At 70.2% G+C, this 16255-nt stretch carries 18 protein-coding genes; 9 read left to right on the plus strand and 9 right to left on the minus strand.

Annotated features, from left to right (window positions below; translation table 11 throughout):
• The first annotated feature begins 307 nt into the window (after positions 1–307).
• The 3 genes from ACIP63_RS03085 (at position 308) to ACIP63_RS03095 (ending at position 2182) form a co-directional block, all read left to right on the plus strand.
• Positions 308–820 (plus strand): hypothetical protein, encoded by a 513-nt coding sequence (locus ACIP63_RS03085; protein WP_401510862.1) that lies wholly within the window; start codon positions 308–310, stop codon positions 818–820.
• Positions 821–1017: 197 nt separating this feature from the next.
• The gene (locus ACIP63_RS03090) at positions 1018–1581 is read left to right on the plus strand and encodes a flavoprotein (protein WP_401510864.1); all 564 of its coding nucleotides are present in this window, start codon (positions 1018–1020) and stop codon (positions 1579–1581) included.
• Between the two features lie 55 nt (positions 1582–1636).
• Positions 1637–2182: an MOSC domain-containing protein gene (locus tag ACIP63_RS03095; protein WP_401510866.1), complete on the plus strand. Its 546-nt coding sequence runs from the start codon at positions 1637–1639 to the stop codon at positions 2180–2182.
• Between the two features lie 12 nt (positions 2183–2194).
• Here the strand turns inward: ACIP63_RS03095 and ACIP63_RS03100 are convergent, their stop codons facing one another.
• Entirely contained in the window at positions 2195–2671 is a 477-nt protein-coding gene (locus ACIP63_RS03100; RefSeq protein ID WP_401510868.1) for a DUF6194 family protein, read from the minus strand.
• A 63-nt stretch (positions 2672–2734) separates the two neighbouring features.
• Between ACIP63_RS03100 and ACIP63_RS03105 the strand changes: the two genes are divergently transcribed.
• Positions 2735–3460 carry a MerR family transcriptional regulator gene (locus ACIP63_RS03105; RefSeq protein ID WP_401510870.1) on the plus strand — a complete coding sequence of 242 codons (726 nt, stop codon included), beginning with the start codon at positions 2735–2737 and terminating at the stop codon, positions 3458–3460.
• A 101-nt stretch (positions 3461–3561) separates the two neighbouring features.
• Here ACIP63_RS03105 and ACIP63_RS03110 read toward each other — a convergent pair whose 3' ends face one another.
• Together ACIP63_RS03110 and ACIP63_RS03115 are read right to left on the minus strand one after the other, a co-directional pair.
• Positions 3562–4851: an LAETG motif-containing sortase-dependent surface protein gene (locus ACIP63_RS03110; RefSeq protein WP_401510872.1), complete on the minus strand. Its 1290-nt coding sequence runs from the start codon at positions 4849–4851 to the stop codon at positions 3562–3564.
• Positions 4852–5149: 298 nt separating this feature from the next.
• On the minus strand, positions 5150–6001 hold the full coding sequence (locus ACIP63_RS03115; protein ID WP_401510874.1) for a helix-turn-helix transcriptional regulator: 852 nt from the start codon (positions 5999–6001) through the stop codon (positions 5150–5152).
• A gap of 86 nt (positions 6002–6087) precedes the next feature.
• Here ACIP63_RS03115 and ACIP63_RS03120 point away from each other — a divergent pair, with 86 nt between their 5' ends.
• The 3 genes from ACIP63_RS03120 to ACIP63_RS03130 all read left to right on the plus strand — a co-directional run bounded on the left by ACIP63_RS03120 (position 6088) and on the right by ACIP63_RS03130 (position 8640).
• Positions 6088–6870 (plus strand): SDR family NAD(P)-dependent oxidoreductase, encoded by a 783-nt coding sequence (locus tag ACIP63_RS03120; RefSeq protein ID WP_401510876.1) that lies wholly within the window; start codon positions 6088–6090, stop codon positions 6868–6870.
• Between the two features lie 66 nt (positions 6871–6936).
• Positions 6937–7848, plus strand: coding sequence for an alpha/beta fold hydrolase (locus ACIP63_RS03125; RefSeq protein ID WP_401510878.1), 912 nt, complete (start codon positions 6937–6939; stop codon positions 7846–7848).
• Positions 7849–7902: 54 nt separating this feature from the next.
• Positions 7903–8640 carry a MerR family transcriptional regulator gene (locus tag ACIP63_RS03130; RefSeq protein ID WP_401510880.1) on the plus strand — a complete coding sequence of 246 codons (738 nt, stop codon included), beginning with the start codon at positions 7903–7905 and terminating at the stop codon, positions 8638–8640.
• A gap of 48 nt (positions 8641–8688) precedes the next feature.
• Here the strand turns inward: ACIP63_RS03130 and ACIP63_RS03135 are convergent, their stop codons facing one another.
• From ACIP63_RS03135 to ACIP63_RS03145, 3 genes are all read right to left on the minus strand, one after another.
• Entirely contained in the window at positions 8689–9267 is a 579-nt protein-coding gene (locus tag ACIP63_RS03135) for a dihydrofolate reductase family protein (protein WP_401510881.1), read from the minus strand.
• Between the two features lie 701 nt (positions 9268–9968).
• Positions 9969–10502 (minus strand): DUF1707 domain-containing protein, encoded by a 534-nt coding sequence (locus ACIP63_RS03140; protein WP_401512248.1) that lies wholly within the window; start codon positions 10500–10502, stop codon positions 9969–9971.
• 299 nt (positions 10503–10801) lie between these two features.
• The gene (locus tag ACIP63_RS03145; protein ID WP_401510883.1) at positions 10802–11335 is read right to left on the minus strand and encodes a hypothetical protein; all 534 of its coding nucleotides are present in this window, start codon (positions 11333–11335) and stop codon (positions 10802–10804) included.
• Positions 11336–11731: 396 nt separating this feature from the next.
• Here ACIP63_RS03145 and ACIP63_RS03150 point away from each other — a divergent pair, with 396 nt between their 5' ends.
• Positions 11732–12187 (plus strand): hypothetical protein, encoded by a 456-nt coding sequence (locus tag ACIP63_RS03150; protein WP_401510885.1) that lies wholly within the window; start codon positions 11732–11734, stop codon positions 12185–12187.
• A gap of 159 nt (positions 12188–12346) precedes the next feature.
• Here ACIP63_RS03150 and ACIP63_RS03155 read toward each other — a convergent pair whose 3' ends face one another.
• The 3 genes from ACIP63_RS03155 to ACIP63_RS03165 are packed head-to-tail and all read right to left on the minus strand — an operon-like array spanning position 12347 to position 13991.
• Positions 12347–13198 carry a helix-turn-helix domain-containing protein gene (locus ACIP63_RS03155; protein ID WP_401510887.1) on the minus strand — a complete coding sequence of 284 codons (852 nt, stop codon included), beginning with the start codon at positions 13196–13198 and terminating at the stop codon, positions 12347–12349.
• 27 nt (positions 13199–13225) lie between these two features.
• Positions 13226–13759 carry a DUF6879 family protein gene (locus ACIP63_RS03160; RefSeq protein WP_401510889.1) on the minus strand — a complete coding sequence of 178 codons (534 nt, stop codon included), beginning with the start codon at positions 13757–13759 and terminating at the stop codon, positions 13226–13228.
• Positions 13725–13991, minus strand: a complete 267-nt coding sequence (locus tag ACIP63_RS03165) for a hypothetical protein (RefSeq protein ID WP_401510891.1) — start codon at positions 13989–13991, stop codon at positions 13725–13727. Before ACIP63_RS03165 ends, ACIP63_RS03160 begins: the two co-directional genes overlap by 35 nt.
• 704 nt (positions 13992–14695) lie before the next feature.
• On the opposite strand from ACIP63_RS03165, the gene ACIP63_RS03170 reads away from it, so the two are divergent.
• The gene (locus ACIP63_RS03170; protein ID WP_401510893.1) at positions 14696–15766 is read left to right on the plus strand and encodes a methyltransferase domain-containing protein; all 1071 of its coding nucleotides are present in this window, start codon (positions 14696–14698) and stop codon (positions 15764–15766) included.
• Positions 15767–16255 lie beyond the last annotated feature (489 nt).

Genomic DNA, 16255 nt, shown 5'->3' on the forward strand with positions numbered 1-16255 from the left:
GACCGCCGCTGCGGCGAGGGCCGCCCGGGCGCCGACGACGGCGGCCGCCACCCCCGTACCGCCGCGCGCCGGCCCGCGGGCCGCCCCCGCCGCATCCCGGTCCGCGGCCCGGCCCCGGTCCACCCCCACGCCCTGGTCGCCGCCGGAGCAACCCCCATCCGGCGCTCGCGGCCCCGCGCGCGTACCTCGCGGCGGCACGACCCCAGGCGGAGGGCGAGCTGTGGAAGCCGGGCCGGTCCGGGACATGAGCCGACGGGGCCACGAACTACGTTTCGACAGACGCCTGTTGTGACCTAGGGTCACCGGTATGAGTGCAGCGGTAGCAGCCATGGTCGCCGCCGTCGTCGGCGTGCTCGGCACGCTCTTCGCCCCGTTGATGACGAGCTGGGTGACGAGGCGCCAGCGCACGGCGGACGAGCTGGCCGAGGAGAGGCGGAGGAACTTCGAGGACCGGCGCACCGCGTACACCTCGATGAACCGGGCGACCCGCCGTTTCCACACCCTCCTCAAGGACGCCCTGCACCGCGTGCGTGACGGGGTCTACAGCGACGACGACCGGGCGCGGCTGGAAGAAGCCCGGCGCGACTACCGTGACCGGTACGCCGAGGCCCAGATGATCGTCCCCGGTGTCGTCCTGGCCGCGTCCCGCGAGCTCAACGTGGTCCTCGCCGGGGTGGACGCCGCGCTCAAGCGCGTCGACCGCGGTCTGTCCCGCGAGGGCGAGACGGCCGGCCGGCTGCTCCTGGACCTCAAGACGGCTGATCCGCAACTCACCGCCATGCACCGCCTCATGCGCCAGGACCTCGGCATCTCGGACTGAGCGTGGTCTCCACCGCGCACCGCTCCACCGCGCACCGCTCCACCGCCCGCCGGAGCGCGTCCTGAAGTGCCGCTCAGCGGTGGGCGGCCGGCTCTAGGGTGGTGGTCGCGGAAGTACGCCGGCCGTCGGCTTCCCGGAGCCCCGGCACCGGGAGCGCAGGCCGGGTGGGCGGAACCGGACGCAGGGCGGAGAAAACGGTGACAGCAGGCAGCCGCGGGGTGCTGGGAGTCGTGGGCACGGCCACCGACGGAGTGGAGACGCTGCGCACCGGGCTGGTCGAGCCGGCCATCGCTCTGGGCTGGCAGGTGGCTGTGACGCTCACACCGAACGCCGGGCGATGGCTCCGGGCGAACGGGGAGTGGGACCGGCTGGAGTCGCTGACCGGCCTGCCGGTGCGGGACACGCCCCGCCTGCCCGCGGAGCCCCGCCCGCACCCGGTGGCCGACTGCTACGTCGTCGCACCCGCGAGCGCGAACTACGTCGCCAAGCTCGCGACGGGCATCGCCGACAACCAGGCCCTGACGCAGGTGAGCGAGGCACTCGGCACGGCCGGCGTCCCGGTGGTGGTGTTCCCCCGGATCAACGCCGCGCACGCGCGGCACCCGGCGTGGGAGGGGCACATCGGGACACTGCGCAGGGCGGGCGTCGAGCTGGTGTACGGGGCGGACGTCTGGCCCCTGTACGAACCGCGGCAGGGCCCGGAGGTACGGGAGCTCCCGTGGGCGGCGATCCTCGGACGCCCAGCTGTGGGCCCGCGTTGACGCCGGGCCTCCCTAGGATGGCCCGAAGTGCACGGGCCGACAGGCGGGGTGGGACATGGCAGGCCGGGTCACAGCGGTGAGCAGCAACGGGACGTACGCGTTCAGCAAGCCCAACCGCCCCTCCATCACGCTGCTCGCCGGCCTCGGCGTCGAGGGGGACGTCCACGCGGGCGAGACGATCCGCCACCAGTTCCGCATGACGTACGAGCCGGACCTGCCCAACCTGCGCCAGGTGCACCTGATGCACGAGGAGCTCTTCGACGAACTGGCCCTCAAGGGTTACGACGTGTCGGCGGGCAGGCTCGGCGAGAACATCACCACCCGCGATGTCGACCTGCTCGGCCTTCCGACGGGCACCCTGCTGCGCCTCGGCGCGGAGGCGGTGGTGGAGGTGACGGGCCTGCGCAATCCGTGCGCGAAGATCAACGACTTCCGACAGGGTCTGCTCGGGGAGATGTTCGCCATCGATCCGGTGTCGGGGGACTTCACGTTCAGGTCCGGCGTCATGGCCGTGGTGCGCCACGGGGGCCCGGTCCGTCCGTACGACGCGGTGGAGATCGAGCTCCCACCGGCCCCGCACCGTCCGCTGGAGCGCGTCTGAGCGTGGTGGCTCCTACGAGCTCGGCGCCGAGCCGGTCCGTCGCTCATGTCGCCCGCGTGCGAGGTGATGGGCCTCGCGCAGCAGTCGGCGCACCGCCTCGTCGGTCCGCCCGCCCGGATTCACCACCGCGAGCCAGCCGACGGAACCGTAGACCGGGTGTGCGATCACGGTGTCGGTGACGCTCGGGTCGCCCACCGGGGCCGGCTCGCGTGGCGCGTGGCCGGTCCATTCCTTGAACGTCTCCTTCCCGGCGGCGACGTTGACGCGGAAGGTGTCCGGGCGGTCCAGGCGGGACCGCTCGTCGCCCGGGTAGTTCTTCGTCACGATCGTCGCGAACGGTTGGGTCGCTTTCGGGGCGACGCCGTCGGGCGCGTAGAAGAAGAACGTGTCCCCCCAACTGATCTCGGGCGTTCCGTCGCCGGGCGCCGGCCTGACGGCCAGGACGCCGCCGAGGCCTTCCACGAAGTCGGTGATCTCGTCGATGTTCATGTGCTCAAGCGTTTCATTAAGGTGCTTGTGGAGGCTTTCGACGGGAATCCGGAGGAGCGGCGGGTGTCAACCCTCAAGTCGACGAACATGCGCACGGTCGATGTCGCGCGGCGGGCGGGGTACTCCGTCCAGCAGATCCGCAACCTCGAACGCGACGGAGTCCTGCCGCCGGCGACGCGTACGGCCTCGGGCTACCGGGTCCACGGGGAGACGCACGTCCACTCCGCGCTGGCCTACCGGGCGCTCGCCGCCGCCACGGGCCCGGTCGAGGCCAAACGGATCATGCGCGCTGTCCACGCACGCCCGTTGGGCGAGGCACTCGCGCTGCTCGACGCGGCACACGCCCGGCTCGACAGGGAGCGTACGGACCTGGAACTCGCCAAGGAGGCCGTGACGGCGATCTCCGCCGAGCTGATCGAAGACGTACGCCCGTCGGACTCGATGGGGGTCTCCGAACTCGCCGCCGCGCTCGGAGTGCGCCCGTCCACCTTGCGGCACTGGGACGCCGAGGGGCTCGCCGTCCCGGACCGGGTGCCTCCACGAGGGACGCGACGGTACGCACCCGCGCAGATCCGGGACGCGCGGGTCGTGCACCAACTGCGCGGCGCCGGCTACCGGATCGAGCCGCTCCGGGCCTTGATGCCGAGCCTGCGACGCGGGTCCGGCAGGGAGGAGGTCGCAGCCACGCTGACCGCCCGGGACGCGAGCATCGCGGCCCGCTCCCGCGCCCTGCTCGACGCCGCGGTACCGCTGGCCGCGGTACTGACACTCCGTCAAGACCCGGGCTAGCGCGGCCGCGCCACCACAGAGGGCCCGACACCGGACGGTGTCGGGCCCCCTGGGCGGTCAACTCCTGAGGCGTGCGCCTGGCCGGCGCCTCACCTCATGCGTCAGGCGTGCGAACCCGCCTTGCGACGGCGCACGACGAACACCGCGCCCGCACCGATGGCCAGGGCCGCACCGCTCGCGAGCGCGAGCTGCGAGGTGGCGGAGGACGAGCCGGTGGCGGCGAGGCTGCCGCCCGCCGGGCTGGCCGACCCGGCGCTCTGCGGCTTGAGGCCCGAGGTGTTCGGCTTGTTCGTGCTGGGCTTGGCGTCGTCGACCTTGCCGGGGTTGCTGCCCGCGGCGGCGATCATGAACTCGTAGCCCTCGAGGTCCGGGCTCCCGCCGCAGGTGCCGTTGTCGTTCCAGTAGTCACCGGCGACGAAGGTGACGCCGTTGCCCGCGGGGGCCGAGGCGTCGACCGTGAGGCGCAGCTTGATGTCGGCGTGGGCGCCGGCCTTCAGCGGGCTGATCTTCTCGATGTAGTTCTCGTTGTCGACGTTCTTCCACGTCGAGGACGAGGCGGTCGACCACTGCAGGTGCACCAGGTGGTCGAGGTTGTTGAGCCCGCTCCGGTCGGTCGCGTGGGCGTAGACGAACGGGAACACCTCGTCCATCGTCTTGTCGGTGCCGTTGGTCACCCGGAGCTTGAAGTTGACCTTCGTGCCGGCGACGACCGTGGACGGCAGGCCCGTGACGACCGTGGTGAGCTTGGCCTCGGGGACGCAGGTGTCGTCCTCCCCGCCGCCCTCGCCGCCCTCGGCCTCCTCTTCCTTGGCCTTGGCGAGCGCCGCGTCGGCGGCGTTCTTGTCGGCGAGCGCGGCCTCGGTGGCCTTCTGCAGCTCACCGATGGCCCGGGCTGCGGCGATCCGCTCCTCGGTGTACGCACCCGCGGCCTCCAGGGCCTTGGCGTCGGCGGCGGTCTTCGCCTCGTCGGCGGCCACGGCGGCGGTTTCCGCCTCGGTCACAGCGGCCGCCGCGGCGGTCCTCTGCTCGTCGGTGGCCGTGTCCGGAAGAGCCTCCACAGCGGCCTTCGCGTCGACGACAGCCTGGTCGGCGGCGGTCTTCGCGGCGGCGGCCTCTGTTGCCGCCTCCTTGGCTTCCTTGGCGGCCTTGGCGAGGAGAGAGGTCTCGTCGAGGGATTTCAGAGCCGCCACGGCGGCCTTCTCGGCCGCCACGGCGTCGTCGTACGCCGTCTGCGCTGCGGCGGCGGCCTTTTCCAGCTCCGCGACGGACGGCTTCTCCTGCGTCTGCGCCGCCGGCTTGTCGTCGGCGAACGCGGGGGTGACCGACAGCAGCAGCGCAGGCGTGGTCACCGCGGCGGCAACAGCTGTGGCAAGTATCTGGCGAATCTTCACTAGAGCCCTTCGAGGTCCGAAAAAGAGAGAAGGGGTCGCAGCGGAATGGGACACGCATACGCGACTTGAGGTGATCGTATGACCGGACGGGCGGTCTGCCGCCACACTTTCTTCACCTGCCCACACCGGTGATACCGCACGGGGCCAGACAGAAAAGACGAATGGGTGCAGTTGCTTTCACTCCCTGTGCTTTCACTGTGAGGAACGCCACACGCTCCTGCGCGCGTCCCTCCTAGACCGCCCGGATCGGCAAAGGCCCGCGCCGACGGCGGCGTTCGTCCTCGCCGCAGGCGCGACGCTACCGCCGGTAGTCAGCGGCCTCGGCCCCGAGTACGTCCAGAAGAGCCAGGGCCTCGGCGTCAGGGGACCCCTTGGGCGCGCTGTAGAGCACGAGGTGCTGATCACGGTCCGCGAGAGCGAGTGAGTCGCAGTCGACGGTGACCTCCCCGACGACCGGGTGACGGAAGGTCTTCGTGAGCATCGGCGCGGCCTGCACGTCGTGCCGCTCCCAGAGCCGGACGAAGTCGGGGCTTGCGTCGTGGAGTTCGGCGACGAGGCCGGTGACGTCGGGATCCTTCGGGTAGCGGGCGAGGGTCGCGCGCAGGTCCTTGACCACGTGGTGCCGGAACTCGGCCGCGTCGGAGACCCCGTACAGCGTCGCCCCAGGCGCTGCCTGTCCGAGGAACGCCCGGCGTGCGAGATTGCGGTCCTCGGGGGCGAGCCCCCCGAAGTCCTCCATGAGCGCGGCCGCGAGATCGTTCCACGCGAGCACCTCGAAGGCGGCGGACACGACGATGGCCGCCGTCTGCGGCAGCCGCTCGATGAGCGCGAGGATGCTCGGCCGGACGTCGCGCCGGTGCAGCCGGGTGCGGGTCGGCGCGGTGCCCGCGAGGACATGGAGATGGTCGGACTCGGCGTCGGTGAGCCGCAGCGCACCGGCGATCCCGGCGAGGACCTCGCCCGAGGGCCGCGGCGCCCTTCCCTGCTCCAGCCGGACGTAGTACTCCGTGGAGATGTGCGCGAGGACAGCGGTCTCCTCGCGGCGGAGCCCCGGTGTCCGGCGCCGCGGTCCGGAGGGAAGGCCGACGTCCTCCGGCCGGAGCCGCTCGCGGCGGCTGCGGAGGAACGCCCCGAGCTCCTGCTTGTCCATGACCCAAGTCTGCACAATGCGCGGGGTGGGATCCTGGTACAGCTTGTGCCTGCATCCGGCCCGGGGACCGGACCGACACTGCCGTCATGACGAACCACACCGACATCGCACCCATCGGCCTGCTCACCGGCAAGGTCGTGTTCATCACCGGCGCCAGCCGCGGCATCGGGGCGGCCGCGGCCCGGCTCTTCGCCTCCGAGGGCGCCTCCGTCGTGCTCGCCGCCCGCGGTACGGACGCCCTCGACCGCGTCGTCACCGAGATCCGCGCCGACGGCGGCGTCGCCGACGCCGTCACCCTCGACCTCGCCGACCGTACGAGCATCCGTGCGGCGGTCGACCGCGTCGAGGAGCTGCACGGACGGCTTGACGGCGCCTTCAACAACGGCGCGGCGATCCAGCAGCCCGGCCCGCTCGACACCACGAGTGACGAGGACATCGACGAGCAGTTCGCCGTGAACTTCCGCTCGCACTGGACCGCCATGACCGCCGAGGCGGCGCTCATGCGACGGAACGGCGGCGGGGCGATCGTCAACACCTCGAGCATCGGCAGCCGCCGCGCGAACCCCGCCCTCCCCGCGTACGGCGCCATGAAGCGCGCGCTGAACAGCATCACCGAGACCGCGGCTGTGACCTGGGGCCCTCAGGGGATCCGGGTGAACGGCATCACCCCCGGCGGCACCGCCACGGAGATGATCGACGCGTGGGAGGCCGTGTCCCCGGGCATCATCGAGCGCAACAAGGCGGCGACCCCTCTCGGGCGCATGGCCGAGCCCCGCGAGGTGGCCGAGGCAGCCGCGTGGCTGCTCAGCGACCGCGCCTCGGTGGTGACCGGCGCGATGGTTCCGGTCGACGGGGGCGCCGGCGCCTGAACGCTTCCCGGCAGACGCGGGGCGGGGGTTGACCCTGCCCCTGCGTCAGGGTTGGAACCTGGCCGCATGACGGAGAACAGCATGTCCCCGGCCCGGCTGGCCCCGCCGGTCGGAGGATTCCAGGAGATCGAAGGTCGCCGCGTTTTCGTACACCGGTCGGGCGTCGGCGGGCCCGCGGTGGTGTTCCTGCCGGGCGCCGGTGCGGTGGGCCTGGACTACTTCGGTGTTCAGCAGGGGGTTTCGCAGTTCACCACCGCGGTCGTCTACGACCGTGGCGGCACGGGCTACAGCGATCCCCTTCCGCTCCCCCGCACCGCCACCGCGGTCGCCACGGAACTGCGCGAGCTGCTGCGGGCCCAGGACGTAGCCGGCCCGTACGTTCTGGTGCCGCACTCCCTCGGCGGCTTCTACGCGCACCGGTTCGCGCAGCTGTACCCGCAGGACGTCGCCGGGCTGGTCTGGCTGGACGCCTTCCACCGCGACTGGGACGACTTCATGCCTCCCGCGGCGCGTCTGGCCGCGGTCGAGCGGATGGCACCTGCCCGGGAGCAGCTGGAACAGCTGCGCCCTGCGGTGCGCAGGATGACGGCCGAGTTGCTCGCGGACTACCCGGAGGACGTGCGGCGGGCCCTGGTCGACGCCAAGGGGAGCGGCGAATGGACCGGCTCCGGTATCGCCGAGCGCACCGGGCTGACCGCACTCGCCACCGAACTGCGAGCGGGACCAGGCCTTCCCGATGTCCCGTTGGTCGCGCTCACCGTGGTCGGCACCGACCCCGCCCAGCAGGTGCTGACGTCGGAGCGGACGCTGCGGGAGATGCATGACGGTCACACGCGCATGGACGCGGCCCTGGTGCGCGCGGTCTCGTACGGCGAGCAACGCGTCCTCTCCGACACCGTCCATCACCGGCTCTGCTTCGACCGCCCCGATGCCGTGGTGCAGGCGGTCCGCGACGTCATCGGCCGAACCGGCCACTGAGACACGGCCCCTAGACTCGGCAGGACCACGTCGTACGAAGCCCTGAGGAGGACGGTGCTCACGATCAGCCGGCTCGCGGCGACCGCCGGCGTGACCGTACGCGCCGTTCGTCACTACCACCACATCGGCCTGTTGCCCGAGCCCGAGCGGGACGCCTCCGGCTACCGCCGGTACAGCGCGCAGGCGGCGGTGGATCTCATCCGCATCAGGACCCTCGCCGACGCGGGTGTGCCCCTGGCCCGTATCGATGCGCTGCTGCACGCACAGCCGGCCGAGTTCGCCGCGGCGATCACCGGCATCGACGCGGAACTGCGGCACAGGATCGACCAGCTCACCGAGTACCGCCGCCGGATCGCCGAACTGGACAGCGGCGAACGGCTCGTCCTGCCCCCCGAGGTGGTCGCCGTTCTGGACCGGATGCGCGGCCTCGGGGTCAGCGAACGTCGGGTACTGCTCGAGCGCGACGCGTGGATCCTGATGCAGGCACTGGACCCGCAGGTCATGCCGGAGCGGATACGGGCCAAGAACGCCGGCCTGGACGACCCGGAGACGGCGCGGCTGTATCTGGCCTGTGATCAGTCGGTCGACTGGGATCCGGAGGATCCGCGCCTGGACCGGCTCATCGACGACCTGGACGCGTGGGAGATCGCACACGCACGGGACGGCGACCGGGCCGGCTACCTGACGTTGGTCTCTTCCCGGATCTCCGAGGCGTCACCGGCGTGGCGACGCATCATCGCCGCGCTGGCCCACCGCGCCGAGCAGCGTGGAAACCGGGGGCACGGCAGCTGAACGCATCGATCGCCGGGGAGGCGTGATGCCGGTCAGCGGCAACTGGACTCAGGCATGCAAGGTGGGCCGGTAGATGAGCTCCTGGGTGTGGCCGTCGAGCGTCCGGTGCTCGATCAATTCGAGGTCGAAGTCGGCCGCACCCCGGAAGACCGGGTCCAGCCCGGTCTGCCCGGTGATCACGGGGAAGAGAGTCACCTGGACGCGGTCGACCAGGCCGGCTGCCATCAGCGCCCGGTTCATCGACAGGCTGCCGTGCGAGCGCAACGGCACCTCGGACTCCTCCTTGAGCCGAGCGACGACGTCGACCGCGTCGCCCCTCGCAACGGTCGCGTCCGGCCAGTCGAGGGGCCCGGCCAGCGTGGTGGACACCACGGTTGCCGGCAGGCTCCGCATCCGTGTGACCCACGGGTCGTGCACCTCGGACTCCTCGCTGCTCGACGCCACCATCTGCGCGAACGCGCGATAGGTGTTGGCCCCGAAGACCATCCGCTGCTCCTCGCGGTACAGACCGAGGCGGTGGCCGAGGAGTTCGGGGCCTTGCTTGCCCCAGTAGCCCGTCCAGGTGCCACCGGCGGCCCCGAAGCCGTCGAGGCTGGAAAAGACGTCGAACGTGTAGGTGGCGGCCATGATGCTCTCCTCGGCTGCGATGGGTCGCGTATGTGGACAAAGACTGGAAACCACGGCGAAACTCATCGCTGCCGAAAGCCGGGAGGGGCGGATGTGGCCGCCCCGGGTGCGGCCCCAGGAATTGGCTCCGCACCCGGGAGGGGTTGAGGGTCAGCGCAACCGCCGGCACGGCGGAAGGGAAGAGGGCGCCCGGAAACGCCGGGACGTCACCGGGGACATCGACGGTTCGAACAGCCGCCATCCGCTCCGGACGCCCGGTGATCCACTCGTCACGGACTCTCGGTGAAACGGACGGACCAGGCGTAGCCACTCAAGCTGTCGTGCGGTACTCGCCGGACCTCTCTGACCTGGCAACTGTCGTGGGCGTACTTCAGGGCGAAGCGATCGTGGCGCTGCGTGTCGGTGAGGTCCTCCATGGAAAGAGGTGCTCCGACGACGAGGTCCTCGTGAAGGACTTCGTCCGTGGCGGCCCCGTTCGAGCAGGCCGAGCAATGATGCGTTTTCGGTAGGGCCATACGTCCAGTGTGCTCCTCACCCGGAGCCTCCGGCATTCGCAGCCGCACACGGCCGCGCTGCACAGCACCTCAAGGGCAGACGTTTCCGCCGAAGCGGGCGTGCCCCGTCACCACCCTGGAGGCTCCCTCAACCACAGGCGGGGACGGAGCAGGGCCGATCAAACGCTCCTGATGACGGATGGAGCCTCAACGCCATGCGTGGCGGATCTTCAACCGTCCGAACCCCATGGCTCCGGAGATCCGGATCTCCGGCCCACCGGGGCGGGAGCGCCGCGTGGTCCGGTAACGCGAGTCCTTCCACCCGGTCTGCAGATTCTCGAGGTCGACGACCGCGTCACGGGGCACCGTGATCTTGGCCTTGCCGGTGCCGAGTTGCAGCTCGATGTCGACCACCGAATGCTCGATGACCGCCCTGGACAGGTCCAGGTGCACCCTTCCGAATGCGGACTCGATCTTCAGGCTACGAGGGACCCGCCATGCGCCGCGCCGCCGGATCCGCCCGCCGGCGGCGGCGATCGTGGACGTGGTGACCGCCTTCTCTGCCGGGAGCGATGCCAGGGTCGACTCGAGCTCGCTGTGCGACGTGACGGTGAGCACCTGGTGCAGGCGTTCGTCCAGATCCTCGTGCGAGATGTGCCCGTCGGCGTAGGCCTCCTGCAAACGTCGCACGGCCATGTCACGGTCGTCGTCGCTGATGAGGGGCGGCCGGTTGTCCGGCATAGCGGTCACCGTTGCACTCTACTGCCGCGCCGACGATGCGAACGGACCAAAACCCATAACGGGCAAGGCATTTGACAGGTGGCTGACCACCCCTACGCCTTGCCGGATCACGGCTGACGCCGGCGGCCGGTGTCGCTCGTAACCGGGATCGCCCCGAGATGGCCGCGCTGTACGGTTCGGCCGGGGGTGACCATGGCAGGAACCCTGGGCTGCGCGTTCGTCGTCTTGCTCACGCTCTGCGCCGGTGTGGTCGTAGCGTGCCCATATTGGCCTCCTGCACCTGGGGACTGCCCGGCGGATCAGGGACGGACAGGGAGGCGGCGGACCGGGGATGAGCCGCCGGCAGGGACGGAGCCGCTCGTCGCCAGGACCTCGCCTGTGTCGGCGAACTCCCAGCGGGTCGCATGCTGCCCGTCCTCGAACGACCGATCGACGCGGACGACAGGGCGGCTCAACACGCTCTCGAACCAGCCCGCGCACCGCTCCGCGAGCTCTTCCACAGCGCCGGAGGCCCGGAAGAAGCCGTGCTCGGGCGACTCGTAAAGATTGAACAACTGGTCACAGACCCTTCCGGCCAGTACGTATGTACCGTGAAAGTGCACGGCCCACTGGCCGAGCACCAGTCGGCGCGCCTCGTCGAGAAGACTGATGTAGACGAGCAACGACGACTCGTCCTCGGGCCGTCCCACCTGGCTGGGAGCCCACGACACCCGCCAGTCGACGGTCCGGGCACGCAGGGCGGCCAGGAAGGCGAGTTCGGCCTCGCAGAAGTCCCAGGGCTCCTCGCCGCACTCCTCCGGGTCCTCGACCTCGAACCAGCTGTTGACGACCATGGAGCGATCCTAGAAGCACGGGGTGCCTGTGGATCTCTGGTGGATCCACAGGCGGATGGCACGGGCGCCCCGGGGCGGCCGTGCCTCGTCAGCGGTCTCGCCGCGCACCAAGTTCCTGGGTCGGTAGCGCGCCTGAAGGATTTCGGGCGACACCCGTCGACGTGTACCAGGGCGATGTGCCGTGAACGATGCTGGCCCCCCTGAACTCACGGACCGGGAGCGAGAACACGACCCGGAAGGTCCTTCCCACTGCCGCATCGATGGCGACGGTGTGCACCACGCGGAACCACTCAGAGGTCCCAACAAACGTTCTGGTGCTGCGGCCGGCGGAGCAGCTCTACCGGTGACAGCCCTTCGGCACTGTGCGAGGCTGATCTTCGGCAGGGGGAGGTCGGCATGAATAACGACTCGCACGAACGCGGCGACGGAGATCCCCACGGCACGGAAACGGTGCAGCCGGCGAACCAGCCGGGGTTCGCGCGGCCCCAGCCCGCGTCGGAGACTGCCCAGCCGCACGCGAACGCCACAGGGAAGAAGAATCCCGATGACTGGATCGCGCTCTCGTTCGCCGCGACGGCATACACGGCCTTCTTCGTAAGCCTGCTGGGCGCCTTCGTCTGGTTGTGTCTGACGTCCGGGGACTACGCGGGCAGCCTGTCCGGGCGCATCGTCTTCGTGTCGGTCGCGATGGCCCCGGCGGTACTCGCCTGCGGCGCCGTTGCATTAGCCGTCGGCTTCGTCGCACCCTTCCTCGTCGGCCTGGTGCGGGCCGGGGTGAGGCTGGTTCGTTGGGCTGGGCGGAAGATCACCGCACGTCCGGGCCGGCCGGCCGGTGCTGGTCCGCCGGGATAAGACTCGAGGACAGGTGGTCAGCCTCCGCAAGAACCGCGATTTCGCTCACGGTCCACCGGTCCGCCTCGCGCATAAAGCTGATCTCATCGGCACGCAGAACCATGTCTCCGTCGGCACAGGCCACGTGCTCGCTTCGTCGTGCCGCCGGCCGCCGCGCGGTCAGCCAAGCGCGTCGATCGCCTTCACCACCAGGGCCCGGGCGTCGGCCCCGTACACCGCTGTCCTTCGCATCTGCTCGAACGCCCTCACGTACAAACCGATCTCGCTGGGCTGAGTGATCCGCACCTGCGCCGACACCAGCTCGACAGACACGAGCGCATCGTCGTAGACGTGGAACGTCTCCCGCGGCCACTGCCCCCGCCCGCTCGTCGCCGTGGGAATGATCCCGAGCGACACCGCGGGCAGCGCGCCGGCGGACAGGAGGTGGCCGAGCTGGGCCGCCATGGCGTCGGCGTCCCCGATCCGGTAGTGAAGGACCGCCTCTTCCATGAGGAGGACGAATCGGTGACCACGCTCGTGGATAACGCGCGACCGGTCGACCCGGGCCCGGGCCGCTGCGGCGCTGTCGTCGACCGGCAGGTCCCGGAAGCGCGCCGACATGCCGAGCACGGCGGCGGCGTAGCCCTCGGTCTGGAGCAGGCCGGGGACGAGGGAGGAGGAGTACACCCGGAACAGCTCGGTCTGGTGGAAGAAGGCGACAGCGCTGTCCTGGAGCTGCTTCAGCCCACTGCGGGTCCGGTGCCGCCACTCGCTGTACATCGACTCGGCGTGCAGCGACTGTGCGATCAGGTCGTCGGCCTGATCTTCCGCGCCGAGGGTGCGGCACCACAGCCGGATATCGGTGGCGGTCGGCGCCGTACGCCCGTTCTCGATCCGGCTGGTCTTCGCATGGTGCCAGCCGCAGCCGCGCGCAAGCTCGACGACCGTGAGCCCCGCTCCCCTCCGCAGATCGCGCAGGCGTCTGGCGACAACCTCGCGTGCGGACTGTGCGGAGGAGGAGGGGAGCGTCATGTGAGTTGGCCTGTCCGGTGCTTCGTGTCAGCTGAGCGTGTACTGGTCGTGCGGTACGGCGCGTTCCCACACTGCCTCGAACGCCTCGGCGCACAGCTTCACCGCACCCGGGGCGTCGGTGAGTTCCGGGCCCTGCGACGAGCCGTCCCCAGCGAAATGGTTCCACTGGACGAGGCGGCCGTCGAAGAGCCAGAAGTCGTTGGCCGGCAGTGCTATGCCTGATGCCTGGCGGCGGGGCAGCCACCGCACCTGCTCACCAGCCGCCACGTTCGTGAACGTTCCGGAGTGCTCGTACTGGATGTACTCGCTGGCCGGCTCGGACACGATGCGCGCCCGCCGGATCTCTACGCCGCGGCCTACGGCCTCTGTGACGAGGTCGAGCCACGGCCGCCACCAGGACGCCCGGTCGGTCGGGTCATGGCGGTGGCCGGCACGCCAGTCGGCGAACGGGCCTGTCTCGTAGTCGACGGCGTAGACGTCGCGCATTTCAAGGTGCACGGCGGAGTGGGTGCAGCTCGCAAGGAGGTCATGGAAGCTTGGCGGCGGCACGTTCGACGGCATCGCAAGCCTCCCTGATCGTGTCGACCATCCTGGCCGGGATACGGATGACGGCCTCGGTGTCCGGAATACCGACGGCATGGCCGGGGAGTTCGAGGGCCGCACACTCTGCTTCGAGTTCGGGGCTGGGTTTCCACCCCTGGAGGACGAGTTCGTGATTCTCCAGGTCGGCCCAGACTGTCGGCGACTCATGGTCTCCGGTGTTCGGGTCGATCCCAACGAACAGTAACGACATGGCGCGCTCCGTCCATACGGTGTGCAGTTCTGTGCACAACGGTCGGACATCGAACCGACGTTGGTCAAGGGCGTGACGCGACCATGCCCCCGGTCGGGTTGTTGTCTGCACAGATCTGCACATGGATGGTGTGCGCGCAGAGCCCGTCTCTACGGTCAGCGATACCAACTGACTGCGACGGGAGGCAGACCCGTGATGACGATGAAGGTGTACCAGGTCGACCGGGGCTGCGTTGTGCGGGTACTACGCGAGGAGGCCCCGGTCGTCCCGGTGGTTACCGTCGAGGCGACGTCCGCATTGCCTCCATGTAGGTGCCCCCGTCACACCTCCACCCCGCCCGCACGCCAGTACCCGTGACGGCTGCCCCACCCCGGTCAGCCCTCGCACCGCCCTGCCGCGTCGGCAAGCACTCCGAATGCTCGGGGCCGGGCGAACTACGCCGACCGGGCGAACCGGCCTGGGAGCGGCCGCTCGAGGTACGGCGCTGTTCCTGCTCCTGCCACATCCGCTGATCCACCCCTTGGGCACACGATTGGAGAGCACGATGGTGATTACTCAGGACGACGGCAAGCACGGAGGCGGCAGCGCCCCGATCAAGCCGTGGACCCCGCCCCCGACCCCGCCGTCCCCCGACGGCGGCGGCCCATCGCACAACGGGGAATGACGTGCGCGCAACACGGAAGGCGCCCACCTACGCCGGGCTGGTGCAGGACCTCGCCGACCGGGGGCTGCTCAGCCCTCGGTGGCGGCAGGTCTTCGACGCCGTACCCCGCAGCCGGTTCATGCCCCCCGCCATCTGGCGGCAGCTACCTGACCGGTGCGAGCCGGTCACCGACCCGGACGAGAAACTGGCCCTGGTCAACTCCGACGAGCCGGTCGTAATCCAGCTCGACGACGGCGCCGAGGGCGGGCCTGGCGTCGCTACATCGTCGAACAGCCAACCCAGCATGGTCGCCCGGATGCTTGGCCTGCTCCACGCCAAGGACACCCACCGAGTGCTCGAGATCGGCACCGCTTCCGGCTACGTTGCGGCACTGCTCTCTGAACGACTCGGCAACGAGCAGGTCTACAGCATTGAGATCGACCCGGTCCTCGCCGAGCGGGCAGCCGCCGCTCTCGCCAATGCCGGATACCACCCGCACCTGCGCTGCGGGGACGGCGAACAGCCCTGGCCGGGCATCGGTCCGGTCGACGGACTGATCTCCACGTGTGCCGTCCGATACGTTCCACCCGCCCTGCTCCGGCAGGTTCGCCCGGGCGGAATCGTCGTCGCGCCGCTGGCGAGGGAGTTCTGGTCCGGCGCCCTGGTCCAGCTGTACGTCCATGACGACGGCACTGCGGTCGGCACGTTCTGCGGCGGCGCCTCGTACATGCCGATGCGATCGCACCGCGCAGTTGAGGCACACCCGGTCGACGAAACGACAGGGAGGAACCGCAGCGCAGGCCTGGATCCAGCACAGATCCTGTCACTTGGGTTCGCGCTGTATGCCGGCGCGCGGCTGCCCGGGGTTCGGGTGACACACGCCGAGACCGCAGACGGGGCCCGGGTATGGGCGAGCCGCGACGATGGCTCGGCCGCCACTGCGGCGACCGGCGAGGACGTCTGGCAGTACGGGCCCGGCTTCCTGTGGGAGGAGATCGAGCAGGCCTGGCACGAGTACGCCGTCTTCGGGCATCCCGACGCCTGCCAGTTCGGTCTGACCGTAACCGACCAGGGACAGCAGGTATGGCTCCGCGATCCCCGCTCCACCATCAACCCGAGCAGACGCCCGTGACAAACGCCGTGATTCTACCGCCGTCACCACGTGGCCCCGCCCCCAACCAGGGGCGGGGAGGTCTGCGTCGGACAGCAGAAGGCCGCTGGAAACCGCCGAGTGCCTTTTCATGGGGATGTGGACGCTATGTGGCCCCGATCATGGAAACGGCCCCTCGGTCCGTGTGGACCGGGAGGCCGTAACAGGCTCTCACCTGCTAGTTCCTACTGTGGGCGCGGACGGTTTCGAACCGCCGACGTCTGCTTTGTAAGCCTGGCACCGATCACAGCACTGTCTTGGCTGGTCAATAGCCGTACGAGAGCGCCAACCCTGTCAGCGCGTACCTGTACCGACTCGCACCCCGATTCACCGTGACTGACCGCTCGATCTGGCATGGATCTGGCACGCGCGGCGCGACCATGCAGCGACTCACGGTACGGCCGACAGTGACGTTGCTCGACGTCATCAATTCGTGATCTGGTCGGGTCGACCTTGCCGCCCGTAGACGGC

This window comes from Streptomyces sp. NPDC088746 (assembly GCF_044751065.1).
In the GTDB taxonomy this organism is placed as follows: domain Bacteria; phylum Actinomycetota; class Actinomycetes; order Streptomycetales; family Streptomycetaceae; genus Streptomyces.